The organism is Pseudomonas sp. GV085 (assembly GCF_003050925.1).
In the GTDB taxonomy this organism is placed as follows: Bacteria; Pseudomonadota; Gammaproteobacteria; order Pseudomonadales; family Pseudomonadaceae; genus Aquipseudomonas.
Genome location: NZ_QAOV01000004.1, coordinates 240,953 through 258,206, shown reverse-complemented (window position 1 = coordinate 258,206; position 17,254 = coordinate 240,953). Strand labels below are relative to the sequence as shown.

The following is a 17,254-nucleotide window of genomic DNA, read 5'->3' as shown; positions in this document are numbered from 1 at the left end:
GACAGGGAGTGTAATACAGCGCCTTACAGTGAATAATCCGGACAAAAGCAAAACATTATTGCTGCACAGGGATAATCATCCATGTCCGAAAACCGCTGGGAAGGAATCGACGAATTTGTCGCCGTGGCTGAATGCAGCCAGTTTACCGCTGCCGCGGAACGCCTCGGGGTTTCTTCTTCCCATATCAGTCGACAAATCGTACGCCTCGAAGAGCGCCTGCAAACCCGTCTGCTCTATCGCAGTACTCGCCGGGTCACGCTGACCGAAGCCGGGCAAACCTTCCTGCAGCACTGCCAGCGTTTGCAGGACGGCCGCGAAGAGGCCTTGCGGGCGGTGGGCGACCTGACCAGCGAACCCAAGGGCATGCTGCGCATGACCTGCGCCGTGGCGTACGGCGAGCGCTTCATTGTGCCGCTGGTGACCCGCTTCATGGGGCTGTATCCGCAACTGCGCATCGACATTGAACTGACCAATCGCCAGCTTGACCTGGTGCACGAAGGCCTCGACCTGGCGATTCGCCTCGGGCGTTTGCAGGACTCACGGCTGGTCGCCACCCGCCTCGCGCCACGGCGTATGTTTCTCTGCGCATCGCCTTCTTACATTGAGCATTACGGTCGGCCGCACAGCCTGTCGGAACTCAGTCGCCACAACTGCCTAATCGGCAGCTCGGACTTATGGCAACTGGAACAGAACGGGCGGGAGTTTTCGCAAAGGGTGCAGGGAAACTGGCGTTGCAACAGTGGGCAAGCCGTACTGGATGCCGCGCTGCAAGGCGTAGGACTGTGTCAGTTGCCGGACTATTACGTGCTGGAACATTTGAATAGCGGCGCGTTGATTTCATTGCTGGAAGCACATCAACCACCGAACACGGCGGTTTGGGCGCTGTATCCGCAGCAGCGGCATTTGTCTCCGAAGGTGCGCAAGTTGGTGGATTTTTTGAAGGAGGGATTGGCAGAAAGGCAGGAGTACAGGATTTAAGATCAAAAGATCGCAGCCTGCGGCAGCTCCTACAGAGAACGGGTACGACATCCATTTGCGGATCACCTGAAATCCTGTAGGAGCTGCCGCAGGCTGCGATCTTTTAGCGACGATTGGCCCAACGCTGCCTCAACCATTCAAGGTCTTCAGGACGCGTGACCTTGAGGTTGTCGGACCGTCCTTCGATCAGACGTGGGGCCGAACCGGCCCACTCCATCGCCGAAGCTTCGTCAGTAATAACGGCATCGGCCACCAGACTGTCCGCCAAAGCCCGATGCAACGCCCCAAGGCGAAACATCTGCGGTGTGTAGGCCTGCCAGATCACGCTGCGATCCACGGTTTCGACCACGCGACCGTGCTTGTCGACTCGCTTGAGCGTATCCCGAGCCGGAACCGCCAGCAGTCCGCCGACAGGATCGTCTGCCAGCTCAGCCAGCAGCTTGTCCAGATCGCCACGACTGAGGTTCGGCCGTGCGGCATCGTGAACCAGTACCCAATCCTCATCGTCGGCACCTTGCGCATGCAGGTGCAGCAACGCATTGAGCACCGACCCGGAACGTTCGGAGCCACCCTCGACCCGGGCAATACGCGGATCACTGGCACACGCCAGGTTCGGCCAATAAGGATCGTCAACAGCAAGACTGACCACCAGACCTTTCAGGCCTGGATGACCAAGGAAACAGCCGAGGCTGTGTTCGAGAATAGTGCGCCCGCCCAGTTGCAAGTATTGCTTGGGACGGTCTGCAGCCATACGGGCACCGACGCCCGCGGCAGGAATCACGGCCCAGAAGGCCGGCAAGGTCTGGTTCATTGCGCGAGCTGGTAAAGGGTTTCACCGTCCTTGACCATGCCCAACTCATGGCGAGCCCGCTCTTCAACGGTCTCCATGCCCTTTTTCAACTCACTGACTTCAGCGTCCATCACCCGATTGCGTTCCAGCAATGTCTGGTTCTCAGCTTGCTGATCGGCAATCTGCTGAGTCAACTCGGCCACTTGCGCCAGGCTGCCATTACCCACCCACAAGCGGTACTGCAGGCCAGCCAGCAGCAGGAGCAAGACGAGGAACAACCAATTGGGACTGCGCATCGAATATCAGGTATCCAGTGAAAAAAGACAGCCATGCCAAACGTGAAGCTTCTGATAGCACGAAGCCTGGAAGAACCAGGCTTGTGCTTATAAGGCATCAGATTAGTGGCAAAAACGTCGCTGTAGCGATTTTTCCGACACAATCCGGTGTCTTTTTACCAGTTACCGCTTAACCGCGGAACTCGCTGCGACCGTTGTACTTGGCTTTGCCGTTCAACTGCTCTTCGATACGCAGCAGTTGGTTGTACTTGGAAACGCGGTCGGAACGGCACAGGGAACCGGTCTTGATCTGGCCAGCCGAGGTGCCCACGGCCAGGTCGGCAATGGTCGAGTCTTCGGTTTCGCCGGAGCGGTGCGAGATCACGGCGGTGTAACCGGCAGCCTTGGCCATCTGGATGGCTTCCAGGGTTTCGGTCAGGGTGCCGATCTGGTTGAACTTGATCAGGATCGAGTTGGCGATCTTCTTGTCGATGCCTTCTTTCAGGATCTTGGTGTTGGTGACGAACAGGTCGTCGCCTACCAGTTGGGTTTTCTCGCCGATCTTGTCGGTGAGGATCTTCCAGCCAGCCCAGTCGGACTCGTCCAGGCCATCTTCGATGGAGATGATCGGGTAGCGCTCGGTCAGGCCTTTGAGGTAGTCAGCGAAACCTTCGGCGGTGAACACCTGGCCTTCGCCGGACAGGTTGTACTTGCCGTCTTCGTAGAATTCGCTGGCTGCGCAGTCCAGAGCCAGGGTCACGTCGGTGCCCAGCTTGTAACCGGCGTTGGCCACGGCTTCGGAGATCACTTTCAAAGCGTCTTCGTTGGAAGCCAGGTTCGGCGCGAAACCACCTTCGTCACCCACGGCAGTGCTCAGGCCACGGGCCTTCAGCACAGCTTTGAGGTGGTGGAAAATCTCGGTGCCCATGCGCAGACCTTCCGAGAAAGACTTGGCGCCAACCGGCTGAACCATGAATTCCTGGATGTCGACGTTGTTATCGGCGTGCTCGCCGCCGTTGATGATGTTCATCATCGGAACCGGCATCGAGTAGACACCCGGGGTGCCGTTCAGGTTGGCGATGTGAGCGTACAGCGGCAGGTCCTGGTCCTGTGCTGCTGCCTTGGCCGCGGCCAGGGAAACGGCGAGGATCGCGTTGGCGCCCAGGGAGCCTTTGTTTTCAGTACCGTCGAGCTTGATCATTGCCAGATCGAGCGCTTTCTGGTCGCTTGGGTCCATGCCTTTCAACAGGTCGCGGATCGGACCGTTGATGTTGGCTACTGCCTTCAGAACGCCCTTGCCCAGGTAACGGCTCTTGTCGCCATCACGCAGCTCGAGCGCTTCACGCGAGCCAGTGGAAGCACCGGACGGCGCGCAGGCACTGCCGATGATGCCGTTGTCGAGAAGCACGTCCGCTTCCACGGTGGGATTGCCACGGGAGTCGAGAACTTCACGACCTTTGATGTCGACGATTTTAGCCATTGTTGTAAACACTCCAAAGTTGACGAAAACGACGCAGCTGTAGGAAATCTTCAATCGTCGGCAAGTGAGGTGCAGCGGGCTGTCTTGCAGACGACAAGGCTCAGGCCCGAGGGCCTGAGCGTTAAATCGTGCGGTACTTTACCGGAGAATTGAGAATTACGCGGTTTCTACCGTCGGAAAACTCTTCACCAGTTCGTCCAAAGCCTTGAGCTGGGCCAGGAATGGCTCCAGTTTGTCCAGGCGCAAGGCGCAAGGACCGTCGCATTTGGCGTTGTCCGGATCCGGGTGGGCTTCCAGGAACAGGCCGGCCAGGGACTGGCTCATGCCGGCTTTTGCCAGATCGAGGACCTGGGCGCGACGACCACCGGCGGAATCGGAACGACCGCCAGGCATTTGCAGCGCATGGGTCACGTCGAAGAACACCGGGTATTCAAACTGCTTCATGATGCCGAAGCCGAGCATGTCGACGACCAGGTTGTTGTAGCCGAAGCTCGAACCACGCTCGCAGAGGATCAACTGATCGTTACCGGCTTCTACGCATTTGTTCAGGATGTGTTTCATTTCCTGAGGCGCGAGGAACTGGGCTTTCTTGATGTTGATCACTGCACCGGTCTTGGCCATCGCGACCACGAGGTCGGTCTGGCGTGACAGGAAGGCTGGCAACTGGATGATGTCGCAGACTTCAGCGACGACCGCGGCCTGCTCAGGTTCGTGGACGTCGGTGATGATCGGCACGCCGAAGGCTTGCTTGATGTCCTGGAAGATGCGCATGCCCTCTTCCAGGCCAGGACCACGATAGGAGGTCACAGAAGACCGGTTGGCCTTATCGAAACTGGCCTTGAACACGTAAGGGATACCGAGCTTTTCGGTGACCTTCACATACTCTTCGCAAACCTGCATTGCCATGTCACGGCTTTCCAGCACATTCATGCCGCCGAACAGCACCATGGGTTTGTCGTTGGCAATCTCGATGTCGCCGACGCGGATGATCTTCTGTGCCATCGGGGTTACGCCTTCTTCTGGTGTTGAGTCAACGCTGCCTTGACGAAACCGCTGAACAGCGGGTGACCGTCGCGTGGCGTCGAGGTGAACTCTGGGTGGAACTGGCAAGCGACGAACCATGGGTGATCCGGAGCTTCAACCACTTCAACCAGTGCGCCATCCCCGGAGCGACCGGAGATTTTCAAACCAGCCTCCATGATTTGCGGCAGCAGGTTGTTGTTCACTTCGTAGCGATGACGATGACGCTCGACAATCACATCCTTGCCGTAGCAACCGTGGACCAGGGAGCCCGGCTCCAGCAGGCAATCCTGCGCACCCAGGCGCATGGTGCCGCCCAGATCGGAAGTTTCGGTACGGGTTTCGACAGCGCCGGTGGCATCTTCCCACTCGGTGATCAGGCCCACGACCGGGTGACCGCTTGCACGATCGAACTCGGTGGAGTTGGCGTCTTTCCAGCCCATCACGTTACGGGCGAACTCGATAACGGCCACTTGCATGCCTAGGCAGATGCCCAGGTACGGAACCTTGTTTTCGCGAGCGTATTGAACGGCAGTGATCTTGCCTTCAACGCCACGCAGACCGAAGCCGCCAGGTACCAGGATGGCATCGACGCCTTCCAGCAACGCAGTGCCCTGGTTCTCGATGTCTTCGGAATCGATGTAGCGCAGGTTGACCTTGGTACGGTTGCTGATGCCGGCATGACTCATCGCTTCGATCAGCGACTTGTAGGCGTCCAGCAGTTCCATGTACTTGCCGACCATGGCGATGGTGACTTCGTGCTCAGGGTTGAGCTTGGCGTCGACCACGGCTTCCCACTCGGACAGATCGGCACCGCCGCATTGCAGGCCGAAACGCTCGACGACGAAATCGTCCAGGCCCTGGGAATGCAGGATGCCCGGGATCTTGTAGATGGTGTCAGCGTCTTCCAGGCCGATCACCGCACGCTCTTCAACGTTGGTGAATTGCGCGATCTTGCGACGCGAGGAAATATCGATCGGGTGGTCGGAGCGGCAGACCAGCACGTCAGGTTGCAGGCCGATGGAACGCAGTTCCTTCACCGAGTGCTGGGTTGGCTTGGTCTTGGTTTCGCCGGCAGTGGCGATGTACGGCACCAGTGTCAGGTGCATCAGCATCGCGCGCTTGGCGCCGACTTCGAAACGCAGTTGGCGGATCGCCTCGAGGAACGGTTGCGACTCGATGTCACCCACGGTGCCGCCGATCTCGACCATAGCCACGTCAGCGTCGCCCGCACCCTTGATGATGCGGCGCTTGATTTCGTCGGTGATGTGCGGGATCACCTGGATGGTTGCACCCAGGTAGTCACCACGGCGCTCTTTGCGCAGGACGTGTTCGTAGACACGGCCGGTGGTGAAGTTGTTGTTCTGGGTCATGGTCGTGCGGATGAACCGCTCGTAGTGGCCCAGGTCCAGGTCGGTCTCGGCGCCGTCGTGAGTGACGAACACTTCACCGTGCTGGAACGGGCTCATGGTGCCCGGGTCGACGTTGATGTACGGGTCCAGCTTCAGCATGGTGACCTTAAGTCCCCGCGCCTCCAGGATGGCCGCCAATGATGCCGATGCAATGCCTTTCCCCAATGAAGAAACAACACCGCCCGTGACGAATATGTAGCGCGTCATGAAAAACCCTAGAAGTCTGCGTTAAAGCGGTCCGAGCCGCCGGGGAAAGCGAAGGAAGGCCGAAGCCCCCGATCACCTGCATTAATCACAGTGCACCTTTCAAAAAAACCGCCGCGTTGGGACAGACCGGAAAATGAAACACCGGTTCGTTGCTCGCTACACATTTTTTGGAATCGCCCAGCAAAGACTGCCTGGTAATCGGCAACTCCTGCAATTCAGGCGAATCCACAGAAGTTGTATCAAGAAGGGAGCGTAGTCTACCGGAAAGCCCCTTTCATCTCAAACCCAGATCCTCGCCTGGTGGCTGCCAATGTAAATTCCAGCCTCCGCTCACACTACCGTCGAGTCCTTTCAGGTTCGCCACTGCCAGCAATTGGTCGTTTTTGTAGAGCAGCGGCAATCTGCCGCGTACGAAGGACGGTACACCGTTTTCATTGAGCAAACGTTTCAGGTCCCGATGGCCGCGGCCAGGCAAAATCATGACCTCTCCCCCTTCACGATAGCGGATCTGTAACGGGCCATCGGGTATTTGCCCGGTGAGCGAAAGCACGCCGTTGTCCGGGATAGCCAGCGGTGACGCCGGATCCTGCCACGCTCCGGCGACGGGCAGTGGACGCAACCAGCAACCGGACAGCCACCAGATCCGCCCGCCTGCACGGTGCAGTTCACCGTCCGCCAGCCGCCACACCGGACAGGCATCGCCGTTGGCGTCGCGCAAATCCTCCCAACCCGACCAATGGTCGGTGTCCGGCAGACGGGTCAACGGTTCGAGCCAATGACTCAAGGCATTGCGCTGCCGGGCAACAGACAATTGCGCAAGCGGCGCCAGTTCAAGGGATCGCAACCCCAGCCAGTCGAACTCACTGGCAGCGCTGGCCTCACGCAAATCCATGTCGGCCAGCTCTTCGAGCAACCCCTGCGCTTCAGTCAAATGCGCCGCGCTGCGGGCCATGGTCGCCACCGCTTGCGGCCAGCGCTGGATCAGCACGGGGAAGACTTGATGCCTAAGGTAATTGCGCGAGTACTGCCGATCCTGGTTCGAGGGATCTTCAATCCAGCTCAAGCCGTGCGCACCGGCATAAGCCTCCAGTTCAGCCCGCGTGACATCAAGCAATGGCCGCAGCAGATGCCCTCTACCCAACGGGCGTTGACGCGGCATACCGGACAATCCGCGCACGCCCGCTCCGCGCAACAGACGAAACAACAGGGTTTCCGCCTGATCGTCGCGGTGCTGGGCTGTCAGCAGCACTTCACCGGGCCGAGTCACTTCGATGAATGCGTGATAACGCGCGTCCCGGGCTGCACGCTCCAGGCTGGCGCCTGGCTTCACCTGTACGCAAACGATCTGCAACGGGACGCCCAGCGCAGCGCACACAGAACGACAATGCTCCGGCCACGCATCGGCCACGGCTTGAAGGCCGTGATGAACGTGGATGGCACTCAGCGCCGGCAGGGATTCGGTTCTTGCGAGGTGTGCAAGAAGGTGCAGCAGGACGGTGGAGTCCAGGCCACCGGAGAAGGCGATGCGCCAGGCTGTGGCGTTGCGCCAAGGCTGCAGACTCAGCAGAAGCCTGGCAGGCCAATCAAGATCGGAAGGATTCATCAGGATCGATCGCCTCACATAAATACCCTGTAGGAGCTGCCGCAGGCTGCGATCTTTTGACTTCGATTTTAAAAAACAAGATCAAAAGATCGCAGCCTGCGGCAGCTCCTACAAGGGTACCGCGAGGTCAGTTAGAGACCGTAGCTCATCAGACGCTCATAACGACGGGCCAGCAGCGCGTCGTTATCGAACTTCTTCAGCATCGCCAGTTGCGAGCTCAACTCGGCGCGGATCGATGCCGCTGCGGTGGCCGGATCACGGTGCGCACCGCCCAATGGCTCGCCAATCACCTTGTCCACGATACCAAGACCCTTGAGGCGCTCGGCGGTGATGCCCATCGCTTCTGCGGCATCCGGTGCTTTCTCGGCGGTTTTCCACAGAATCGAAGCGCAACCTTCCGGCGAGATCACCGCGTAGGTCGAGTACTGCAGCATGTTCAACTGGTCGCAGACACCGATCGCCAGTGCACCACCGGAACCACCCTCACCGATCACGGTGGCGATGATTGGGGTTTTCAGACGAGCCATGACACGCAGGTTCCAGGCGATCGCTTCGCTCTGGTTACGCTCTTCGGCGTCGATGCCAGGGTAGGCGCCGGGAGTGTCAATGAAGGTCAGGATCGGCATTTTGAAACGCTCGGCCATTTCCATCAGGCGGCAAGCCTTGCGGTAGCCTTCCGGACGTGGCATGCCGAAGTTGCGGCGAACTTTCTCGCGTACTTCACGGCCCTTCTGGTGACCGATGATCATCACCGGCTGGTCGTCCAGACGGGCAATACCGCCAACGATGGCAGCGTCGTCGGAGAAGTGACGGTCACCGTGCAACTCATCGAACTCGGTGAAGATGTGTTCGATGTAGTCCAGGGTATAGGGACGTTTCGGGTGACGCGCCAGACGTGCGATCTGCCAGCTGGTCAGCTTGCCGAAAATGTCTTCGGTCAGCGTTTTGCTCTTGTCCTGCAGGCGGGAGATCTCATCGCCGATATTCAGCGAATTGTCATTACCGACCAAGCGCAACTCTTCGATCTTGGCTTGCAGGTCGGCGATCGGCTGTTCGAAATCTAGAAAATTCGGGTTCATAGGCGTCCGTCTTGGGTCGAGTCCCAAGGGATCTTGGGCCGGCCGGTTGTCTATTCGCGCCCTACCTTAAGGGAGAGGCGCGTTGAGGTCGAGATTAAAAATTCAGGTTGCGGGCAGGCGCTCTGATATCACCTGCCGGTCAACGGTATTGGAGGAAGACGTTGTCTCGCCCGAACTGGTCACGCAGGGCTTGAATCAACGCATCCGCCGGATCGATCCGCCAGCCTTCGCCGAACTGCAACAAGGCCTTCGCATCAGGGCTGGTGTAATCCATGGTGATCGGACAAGCACCGCGGTGACGCTTCAACAGTTCACCCAGCCAGCGTAGCTGATCGCCCTTGAGGTCCTTGGCGTGCAACTTCAGGCGCAGGCTTTCGGCCAGGTTGGTGCGCGCATCTTCCATGCTCATCACCCGCTTGACCCGCAACTTCAGGCCACCGGAGAAGTCGTCATTGCTGACCTCGCCTTCGACCACCACCATCGCGTCGGTCTGCAACAGCGACTGCGCGGAGTGGAATGCTTCGGAAAACAGCGAGGCCTCGATCCGTCCTGAGCGGTCGTCGAGGGTGATGAACCCCATCTTGTCGCCCTTTTTGTTCTTCATCACCCGCAAGGCGATGATCATCCCAGCGACCGTCTGGGTATCGCGCGCCGGTTTCAGGTCGATGATGCGCTGACGGGCAAAGCGACGGATTTCACCTTCGTACTCGTCGATCGGGTGACCGGTCAGGTACAGGCCGAGGGTATCTTTCTCCCCTTTCAGGCGCTCCTTGAGGGTCAGCTCCTTGGCCTTGCGGTGATTGGCGTAGACGTCGGCGTCTTCTTCGACAAACAGACCGCCGAACAGGTCGGAGTGACCGCTGTCCTGGGTGCGTGCAGTTTGTTCGGCCGCCTTGATCGCTTCTTCCATGGCCGTCAGCAGCACCGCTCGATTGCGGTCGATGTTGGCCTGGTAGGCTTTCTGCTCATCGTGGAAATACGGCCCGAGGCGATCCAGCGCGCCGCTGCGGATCAAGCCATCAAGGGTGCGCTTGTTGATGCGTTTGAGGTCGACCCGGGCGCAGAAATCGAACAGGTCCTTGAACGGACCGGCCAGACGCGCTTCGGTGATCGCCTCGACCGGGCCCTCACCCACACCCTTGATGGCACCCAGACCGTAAATGATCCGGCCTTCGTCGTTCACCGTGAACTTGAATTCGGACGTGTTCACGTCCGGCGCGTCGAGACGCAGCTTCATGGTCCGCACTTCTTCGATCAAGGTCACGACCTTGTCGGTGTTGTGCATATCCGCCGAAAGTACCGCGGCCATGAACGGCGCCGGGTAATGCGCTTTCAGCCATGCGGTCTGGTACGACACCAGACCATAAGCGGCGGAGTGGGACTTGTTGAAGCCGTAACCGGCGAATTTTTCCACCAGGTCGAAGATGTTACCGGCGAGGTCCGCATCGATATTGTTGGTGGCGCAACCTTCAATGAAACCGCCGCGCTGCTTGGCCATTTCCTCGGGTTTTTTCTTACCCATGGCGCGACGCAGCATGTCCGCGCCACCGAGGGTGTAACCGGCCATGACCTGGGCAATCTGCATCACCTGTTCCTGATACAGGATGATGCCGTAAGTCGGTGCCAGTACAGGCTTGAGGCCTTCGTACTGGTAGTCCGAGTGCGGGTACGCCAGCTCGGCGCGGCCGTGCTTACGGTTGATGAAGTCGTCCACCATGCCCGATTGCAGCGGGCCCGGACGGAACAACGCCACCAGTGCGATCAAGTCTTCCAGGCAGTCGGGCTTGAGCTTCTTGATCAGCTCTTTCATGCCCCGGGATTCAAGCTGGAACACCGCCGTGGTTTCGGCTTTTTGCAGCAGGGTGTAGGTCGGCTTGTCGTCCAGCGGGATGAACGCGATATCCAGTGGCGGCTCGTTGACCTTGGCGCGGTCGCGGTTGATGGTTTTCAGCGCCCAGTCGATGATCGTCAGGGTTCGCAGGCCGAGGAAGTCGAACTTCACCAGACCGGCCGCTTCGACGTCGTCCTTGTCGAACTGGGTTACCAGGCCGTCACCGGCTTCGTCGCAATAGATCGGCGAGAAGTCGGTCAGCTTGGTTGGCGCGATCACCACACCGCCGGCGTGCTTGCCGACGTTACGCACAACGCCTTCGAGCTTGCGGGCCATTTCCCAGATTTCCGCAGCCTCTTCATCGACCTTGATGAAATCGCGCAGGATCTCTTCCTGCTCGTAGGCTTTTTCCAGGGTCATGCCGACTTCGAACGGAATCATCTTCGACAGGCGATCCGCCAGGCCATAGGACTTGCCCTGCACCCGCGCCACGTCGCGGACCACAGCCTTGGCGGCCATGGAACCGAAGGTGATGATCTGGCTTACCGCATTGCGGCCGTACTTCTCGGCCACGTAGTCGATCACCCGGTCACGACCATCCATGCAGAAGTCGACGTCGAAGTCGGGCATGGAAACCCGTTCCGGGTTGAGGAATCGTTCGAACAGCAGGTCGTATTCCAGCGGGTCGAGGTCGGTGATCTTCTGCACATAGGCCACCAGCGACCCGGCACCCGATCCACGGCCAGGACCTACCGGTACGCCGTTGTTCTTGGCCCACTGGATAAAGTCCATCACGATCAGGAAGTACCCGGGGAACCCCATCTGGATAATGATATCCAGCTCGAAATTCAGCCGGTCGACATAGACCTGGCGCTTGGCTTCGTAGTCTTCGGTGGTGTCCCTGGGCAGCAGAACGCTAAGCCGCTCCTCCAGACCGTCGAAGGACACCTTGCGGAAGTACTCGTCGATGGTCATGCCATCGGGGATCGGGAAGTTGGGCAGGAAGTGCGTGCCCAGCTTCACTTCGATGTTGCAGCGCTTGGCGATCTCGACGGTGTTTTCCAGCGCCTCGGGAATGTCGCTGAACAGCTCGGCCATTTCCTCGGCGCTTTTGAGGTACTGCTGATCGCTGTAATTCTTCGAACGCCGTGGATCGTCGAGGGCGCGGCCTTCACCGATGCAAACGCGGGTTTCGTGGGCGGCGAAGTCTTCCTGCTTGATGAAGCGTACGTCATTGGTCGCCACCAGCGGCGCACCGAGCTTCTCGGCCAGGGCCACGGCGCCGTGCAGCTGTTCTTCATCGTTCGGGCGATTGGTGCGCTGGATTTCCAGGTAGAAACGATCCGGAAACACGTCCATCCATTCGCGGGCAAGGGTTTCGGCCTCGGCGGGATTGCCGCTGAGCATGGCCTGGCCGATCTCGCCTTCTTTGGCCGCCGAGAGCATGATCAGGCCCGCATTGGCTTCAGCGACCCATTCGCGCTCGATGATGATCGAGCCGTTGCGCTGACCATCTATATAGCCGCGGGAAATCAGTTCTGTGAGGTTGCGATAGCCTTCGGCATTCATCACCAGCAGGCTGATCCGGCTCAGCGGGTTGTCCGGATCCTTGTTCGACAGCCACAGGTCGGCACCGCAGATCGGCTTGATCCCGGCACCCATGGCGTTTTTATAGAATTTGACCAGGGAACACATGTTGTTCTGGTCAGTGACCGCTACGGCAGGCATGTTCATGCCGACCAGGGTCTTGACCAGCGGCTTGATCCGCACCAGACCGTCGACCAGGGAGTATTCAGTGTGCAGGCGTAGGTGAACGAATGAAGCCGGCATAGTGATCCTGTCTGAGAACGTAAAGACAACAAGGCCCGGATTGTACCGGGCCTTGAGTAAAACATCAGCCTCGCGACTAACTCTCGATGAGACCTTCCCGCGCCTCATACGCCAGCCGCACCGGGGCAAACGAACGCCGGTGAATCGGGGTCGGACCAAGACGGGCGAGCGCTTCCAGATGAACGGGGGTCGGGTAGCCCTTGTGGCCGCCAATGCCGTAACCCGGGTAGATCAATTCGAACGCGGCCATTTCCCGGTCGCGACTGACCTTGGCCAGAATCGATGCGGCGGCGATAGCTGGAACCTTGCTATCGCCCTTGACCACGGCTTCGGAGCGCATCGGCAGTTTCGGGCAACGGTTGCCGTCGATCATCGCCAGCTTCGGCTGGATATGCAGCCCGGCGACCGCACGCTGCATGGCCAGCATGGTGGCGTGCAGGATATTGAGTTCGTCGATTTCTTCGACTTCGGCGCGAGCGATACACCAGCTCAGGGCTTTTTCGCAGATTTCGTCGTAGAGCTTTTCGCGGCGGGCTTCGGTGAGTTTCTTCGAATCGTTCAGGCCGAGGATCGGGCGGTTCGGATCGAGGATCACCGCTGCTGTCACTACCGCACCACAGAGCGGGCCGCGACCGACTTCATCGACACCGGCAACCAATTCTTCGACTTGCGCGACCAAGGTGAAATCCAGCCCCATCTGCATGCTTGTTTTACTCATTTAACTTGGCCGATCAGGTTCAAAACTGCGTCCGCAGCCTGGTTGGAGGCATCCAGACGCAGGGTCCGGTGAATCTCATCAAAGCCACGGGTCTGCTCTTCACCGCCTTCGATCAGCGGTGACAAGGTCTGGGCCAGCGCTTCGACCGTGGCATCGTCCTGCAGCAACTCGGGCACCAACAGACGCTGGGCCAGCAAGTTCGGCAATGAAATGTAGGGGCTTTTCACCATGCGCTTGAGAATCCAGAACGTCAGCGGTGCCAGACGGTAGGCAACCACCATCGGCCGCTTGTACAGCAATGCTTCAAGCGTTGCGGTTCCGGAGGCAATCAGCACGGCGTCGCAGGCTGCCAGGGCCAGATGTGAGTTGCCATCGAGCAAGGTCAGCGGCAGATCACGGCCGGCCAGCAACTCCTCCAGTTGAGCCCGGCGCTGCGGACTGGCGCAAGGCATGACAAACCGCACGCCCGGGTGCAGCGTACGCAAGCGCTGGGCCGTATCGAGGAACAACGCGCCGAGTCGACCAACTTCACCACCGCGGCTGCCGGGCATCAACGCCACCAGCGGCCCGTCAGGCAAACCAAGTTCGGCCCGCGCTGCGCTGCGATTGGCTTCGAGTGGAATGGCGTCGGCCAGGGTATGACCGACGAACCGCACCGGTACGCCCTTCTCTTCGTAGAATCTGGCTTCGAACGGGAACAGAGTGAGCATCAGGTCGCAACCTTCGCGAATCTTCAGCACCCGCTTCTGCCGCCAGGCCCAGACCGACGGGCTGACGTAATGCACGGTCTTGATCCCGGCCTGGCGCAGCTTGAGTTCGATATTGAGGTTGAAGTCTGGCGCGTCGATACCGATGAACACATCGGGTTTCGCGTCGATCAGGTCGGTGACCAGCTTCTTGCGCCGTGCCAGCAACTCGCGTAACCGGCCCAGCACTTCCACCAGACCCATGACGGACAGACGTTCCATCGGGAAGTACGGGGTCAGGCCTTCGGCCTGCATCAGCGGACCACCGACGCCAATGAATTCGACCATCGGGTGACGAGCCTTGAGTGCGCGCATGAGGCCCGCGCCCAGAATGTCGCCGGAAGCCTCGCCCGCTACCAGCGCAATACGCAGATTGGCCATGATTAGCGGGTGATGCCGCGGGTCGAAGACTGGATGGAGTCGCGGAACACCGCTACTTCCGGGAACTGCGCAGAAGGCTCGGACAGTTCGACGAGCGCCTGCTCCACGGTCAGACCCTGGCGGTAAACCACCTTATAGGCACGACGCAGGGCGTGAATCGCATCTTCGCTGAAACCGCGACGGCGCATGCCCTCGAAGTTCATGCTGCGGGCTTCGGCCGGGTTACCGAACACAGTGACATACGCAGGAACATCCTTGCCGATTGCAGTACCCATGCCTGAAAAGCTGTGGGCGCCAATATGGCAATACTGGTGAACCAGGGTAAAACCGGAAAGGATCGCCCAGTCTTCCACATGCACATGGCCCGCCAGTGCGGTGTTGTTCACCAGGATGCAGTGGTTGCCGATAACGCTGTCGTGGCCGATGTGGGCATAGGCCATGATCAGGTTGTGATCGCCCAGGGTCGTTTCCGAACGGTCCTGGATGGTGCCACGGTGAATCGTCACGCCTTCGCGGATGATGTTGTGATCACCAATCACCAGGCGGGTTTCCTCGCCCTTGTACTTCAGGTCAGGTGTGTCTTCGCCCACCGAGGAAAACTGGTAGATGCGATTGTGCTTACCGATTCGCGTCGGACCCTTGAGGATCACGTGCGGCCCGATGACTGTCCCCTCGCCGATTTCCACACCTGCGCCGACGATCGACCACGGGCCGACCTCGACGCCGTCAGCCAGAACGGCTGTCGGATCGATGATTGCACGAGGGTCAATCAAACTCATAGCTTGCGTTCCGCGCAGATGATTTCAGCGGAGCAGACAGGCTTGCCGTCGACCGAAGCCTGGCATTCGAACTTCCAGATTTGACGCTTGCAGCTAATGAACTTGGCTTCAAGGATCAGCTGATCGCCCGGCAGAACCGGCTGGCGGAAGCGCAGCTTGTCGGAACCGACGAAGTAATAAAGAGTGCCGTCGGCCGGTTTCACGTCGAGCATTTTGAAACCAAGGATCCCGGCAGCCTGAGCCATTGCTTCGATGATCAATACGCCAGGCATGATTGGATGCGCAGGGAAGTGACCATTGAAGAACGGTTCGTTGATGCTGACATTCTTGTAGGCGCGAATGCGCTTGCCTTCAACATCCAGCTCCACTACCCGGTCCACCAGCAGGAACGGGTAACGGTGAGGCAGGTATTCGCGAATCTCGTTGATGTCCATCATTTCGGGGGGAAGCCTATGTAAAGATTGGGAGCGCGCGACTGACGCACGTTCCGCTAGCAAATCAAGGAGGCAGTCTAGCGGCTGTGCACACTTGATATGGAAATGGTATCAGCCATCTGATGAAGCATTACCGTCAGGGGTCACTTCCCCTACTTGCTTTTCCAGCTGGCGCAGACGCCGCGCGATGTCATCGAGCTGACGAATGCGTGCTGCGCTTTTGCGCCACTCGGCCGCCGGCTGCATGGCCGTACCCGAAGAATAGGCACCCGGCTCGGTAATCGAGTGGGTCACCATGGTCATCCCGGTAATGAAAACGTTGTCACAAATGTCGATGTGCCCCACCAGCCCTACGCCACCGGCGAGCATGCAGTGCTTGCCGATCCTGGTGCTGCCGGAGATCCCGACGCACGCCGCCATGGCGGTGTGATCACCGACCTGAACGTTGTGGGCAATCTGAATCTGGTTGTCGAGCTTCACACCGTTGCCGATGATGGTATCGGCCAGCGCACCGCGATCTATAGCTGTATTCACGCCGATTTCAACGTCATCGCCGATCAACACGCCACCGATCTGGGCGATTTTCTGCCAGATACCTTTTTCATTGGCAAAACCAAAGCCTTCGCCTCCGAGCACCGCTCCGGACTGAATGACGACCCGTTTGCCGACGCGAACGTCGTGATACAGGGTCACACGCGGCGCGAGCCAGCCACCCTCACCCACCACGCTGCGAGCACCGATGAAGCAATGCGCACCGACAGTCGTACCGGCTGCAACCTGCGCACCGCTTTCGATCACCACAAAAGCACCGATACTCGCCGCAGGATCGACGACCGCATCCGCAGCGATCACTGCCGTGGGATGTATGCCGGCAGCGGCCTTGGGCTTGGGATCGAACAGGTGGGAAACACGTGCGTAGGCCGCATACGGATCCGGCACCACCAGTACATCCCCGCAATGACCTTCGGCGTCAGCGGCTTTCAGCAACAAGGCTGCAGCCTGGCTGCCTGCCAGGTACTTACGGTATTGGGGGTTTGCGAGAAAGCTCAACTGAGCTGGGCCAGCCTCCTGCAAGGTGGCTAGCCCAGTAATTGCTTTCTCGGGATCGCCACGTAGCGTGGCGCCGAGGAACTCGGCCAACTGGCCGAGCTTAATGGTCACGGTCATGGATTACTTCAGCTGATTCATGCGCTCGATAACCTGGCGCGTGATGTCGTACTGAGGCTTGACATCAATCACTGCGCCACGCTCGAAGACCAGGTCAAAAGCACCTTTCTTGATGACTTCTTCCACAGCGCTGTCCAGTTTCGGCTTGAGCTGCTTCAGCATTTCACGGTCGGCAACGGCCTTGGCTTCGTTCAGTTCCTTGGACTGGAACTGGAAGTCACGGGCCTTTTGCTTGAATTCAAGCTCCAGACGCTCGCGCTCGCCCTGCTGCATTTTGTCGCCACCGGACATCAGGCGGTCCTGAATGCCCTTGGCGCTGGTTTCCAGAGTCTTGAGCTTGGTCAGCTGAGGACCGAATTTTTTCTCGGCATCCACGGCGTACTTCTTGGCCGCGTCGGACTCCAGCAGAGCCATCTGATAGTTCAGAACAGCAATTTTCATGTCGGCAAATGCCGGACCAGCGACCAGTACGCTGGCCAGGAGAACCAATTGAGTCAACTTACGCACGATGCACTCCTACAAAA

15 protein-coding genes are annotated in these 17,254 nt (G+C 59.1%); 1 reads left to right on the top strand and 14 read right to left on the bottom strand.

Annotated elements, in window-relative coordinates:
• The first annotated feature begins 81 nt into the window (after positions 1 to 81).
• Positions 82 to 978, top strand: a complete 897-nt coding sequence (locus C8K63_RS10710; protein ID WP_108216672.1) for a LysR substrate-binding domain-containing protein — start codon at positions 82 to 84, stop codon at positions 976 to 978.
• Between the two features lie 103 nt (positions 979 to 1,081).
• On the opposite strand, the gene ispD is transcribed toward C8K63_RS10710, so the two are convergent.
• From ispD to C8K63_RS10635, 14 genes are all read right to left on the bottom strand, one after another.
• Positions 1,082 to 1,789, bottom strand: a complete 708-nt coding sequence (ispD, locus tag C8K63_RS10705; protein WP_108216671.1) for a 2-C-methyl-D-erythritol 4-phosphate cytidylyltransferase — start codon at positions 1,787 to 1,789, stop codon at positions 1,082 to 1,084.
• On the bottom strand, positions 1,786 to 2,064 hold the full coding sequence (ftsB, locus tag C8K63_RS10700) for a cell division protein FtsB (RefSeq protein ID WP_008057335.1): 279 nt from the start codon (positions 2,062 to 2,064) through the stop codon (positions 1,786 to 1,788). Before ftsB ends, ispD begins: the two co-directional genes overlap by 4 nt.
• Positions 2,065 to 2,233: 169 nt before the next feature.
• A complete protein-coding gene (eno, locus tag C8K63_RS10695; RefSeq protein ID WP_056720952.1) occupies positions 2,234 to 3,523 on the bottom strand; it encodes a phosphopyruvate hydratase in 1,290 nt (429 codons plus the stop codon).
• Positions 3,524 to 3,679: 156 nt separating this feature from the next.
• A complete protein-coding gene (gene kdsA / locus C8K63_RS10690) occupies positions 3,680 to 4,525 on the bottom strand; it encodes a 3-deoxy-8-phosphooctulonate synthase (protein WP_084322286.1) in 846 nt (281 codons plus the stop codon).
• 5 nt (positions 4,526 to 4,530) lie between these two features.
• Complete coding sequence (locus tag C8K63_RS10685; protein ID WP_095943886.1) at positions 4,531 to 6,162, bottom strand: CTP synthase; 1,632 nt, start codon at positions 6,160 to 6,162, stop codon at positions 4,531 to 4,533.
• Positions 6,163 to 6,436: 274 nt separating this feature from the next.
• Positions 6,437 to 7,765: a tRNA lysidine(34) synthetase TilS gene (gene tilS, locus C8K63_RS10680; protein WP_108216670.1), complete on the bottom strand. Its 1,329-nt coding sequence runs from the start codon at positions 7,763 to 7,765 to the stop codon at positions 6,437 to 6,439.
• Between the two features lie 131 nt (positions 7,766 to 7,896).
• Positions 7,897 to 8,844: an acetyl-CoA carboxylase carboxyltransferase subunit alpha gene (locus C8K63_RS10670; protein WP_108216669.1), complete on the bottom strand. Its 948-nt coding sequence runs from the start codon at positions 8,842 to 8,844 to the stop codon at positions 7,897 to 7,899.
• Positions 8,845 to 8,983: 139 nt separating this feature from the next.
• Positions 8,984 to 12,505: a DNA polymerase III subunit alpha gene (gene dnaE / locus C8K63_RS10665; RefSeq protein WP_108216668.1), complete on the bottom strand. Its 3,522-nt coding sequence runs from the start codon at positions 12,503 to 12,505 to the stop codon at positions 8,984 to 8,986.
• Positions 12,506 to 12,581: 76 nt separating this feature from the next.
• Positions 12,582 to 13,208, bottom strand: a complete 627-nt coding sequence (gene rnhB, locus C8K63_RS10660; protein WP_108216667.1) for a ribonuclease HII — start codon at positions 13,206 to 13,208, stop codon at positions 12,582 to 12,584.
• A gap of 11 nt (positions 13,209 to 13,219) precedes the next feature.
• Entirely contained in the window at positions 13,220 to 14,350 is a 1,131-nt protein-coding gene (gene lpxB / locus C8K63_RS10655; protein ID WP_108216666.1) for a lipid-A-disaccharide synthase, read from the bottom strand.
• 2 nt (positions 14,351 to 14,352) lie between these two features.
• A complete protein-coding gene (gene lpxA, locus C8K63_RS10650) occupies positions 14,353 to 15,129 on the bottom strand; it encodes an acyl-ACP--UDP-N-acetylglucosamine O-acyltransferase (protein ID WP_108216665.1) in 777 nt (258 codons plus the stop codon).
• Complete coding sequence (gene fabZ / locus C8K63_RS10645) at positions 15,126 to 15,566, bottom strand: 3-hydroxyacyl-ACP dehydratase FabZ (RefSeq protein ID WP_007978374.1); 441 nt, start codon at positions 15,564 to 15,566, stop codon at positions 15,126 to 15,128. Before fabZ ends, lpxA begins: the two co-directional genes overlap by 4 nt.
• A 108-nt stretch (positions 15,567 to 15,674) precedes the next feature.
• A complete protein-coding gene (gene lpxD, locus C8K63_RS10640) occupies positions 15,675 to 16,730 on the bottom strand; it encodes a UDP-3-O-(3-hydroxymyristoyl)glucosamine N-acyltransferase (RefSeq protein WP_108216664.1) in 1,056 nt (351 codons plus the stop codon).
• Between the two features lie 3 nt (positions 16,731 to 16,733).
• Positions 16,734 to 17,237, bottom strand: coding sequence for an OmpH family outer membrane protein (locus tag C8K63_RS10635; RefSeq protein ID WP_108216663.1), 504 nt, complete (start codon positions 17,235 to 17,237; stop codon positions 16,734 to 16,736).
• Between the last annotated feature and the right edge of the window lie 17 nt (positions 17,238 to 17,254).

Bases quoted from the DNA above. Each gene is read 5' to 3' on its own strand.
- C8K63_RS10710 (WP_108216672.1), top strand. From the start codon at position 82: ATGTCCGAAAACCGCTGGGAAGGAATCGACGAATTTGTCGCCGTGGCT.
- rnhB (WP_108216667.1), bottom strand. From the start codon at position 13,208: ATGCAGATGGGGCTGGATTTCACCTTGGTCGCGCAAGTCGAAGAATTG.
- fabZ (WP_007978374.1), bottom strand. From the start codon at position 15,566: ATGATGGACATCAACGAGATTCGCGAATACCTGCCTCACCGTTACCCG.
- dnaE (WP_108216668.1), bottom strand. From the start codon at position 12,505: ATGCCGGCTTCATTCGTTCACCTACGCCTGCACACTGAATACTCCCTG.
- tilS (WP_108216670.1), bottom strand. From the start codon at position 7,765: ATGAATCCTTCCGATCTTGATTGGCCTGCCAGGCTTCTGCTGAGTCTG.
- ispD (WP_108216671.1), bottom strand. From the start codon at position 1,789: ATGAACCAGACCTTGCCGGCCTTCTGGGCCGTGATTCCTGCCGCGGGC.
- C8K63_RS10670 (WP_108216669.1), bottom strand. From the start codon at position 8,844: ATGAACCCGAATTTTCTAGATTTCGAACAGCCGATCGCCGACCTGCAA.
- lpxD (WP_108216664.1), bottom strand. From the start codon at position 16,730: ATGACCGTGACCATTAAGCTCGGCCAGTTGGCCGAGTTCCTCGGCGCC.
- lpxB (WP_108216666.1), bottom strand. From the start codon at position 14,350: ATGGCCAATCTGCGTATTGCGCTGGTAGCGGGCGAGGCTTCCGGCGAC.
- eno (WP_056720952.1), bottom strand. From the start codon at position 3,523: ATGGCTAAAATCGTCGACATCAAAGGTCGTGAAGTTCTCGACTCCCGT.
- C8K63_RS10685 (WP_095943886.1), bottom strand. From the start codon at position 6,162: ATGACGCGCTACATATTCGTCACGGGCGGTGTTGTTTCTTCATTGGGG.
- lpxA (WP_108216665.1), bottom strand. From the start codon at position 15,129: ATGAGTTTGATTGACCCTCGTGCAATCATCGATCCGACAGCCGTTCTG.
- ftsB (WP_008057335.1), bottom strand. From the start codon at position 2,064: ATGCGCAGTCCCAATTGGTTGTTCCTCGTCTTGCTCCTGCTGCTGGCT.
- kdsA (WP_084322286.1), bottom strand. From the start codon at position 4,525: ATGGCACAGAAGATCATCCGCGTCGGCGACATCGAGATTGCCAACGAC.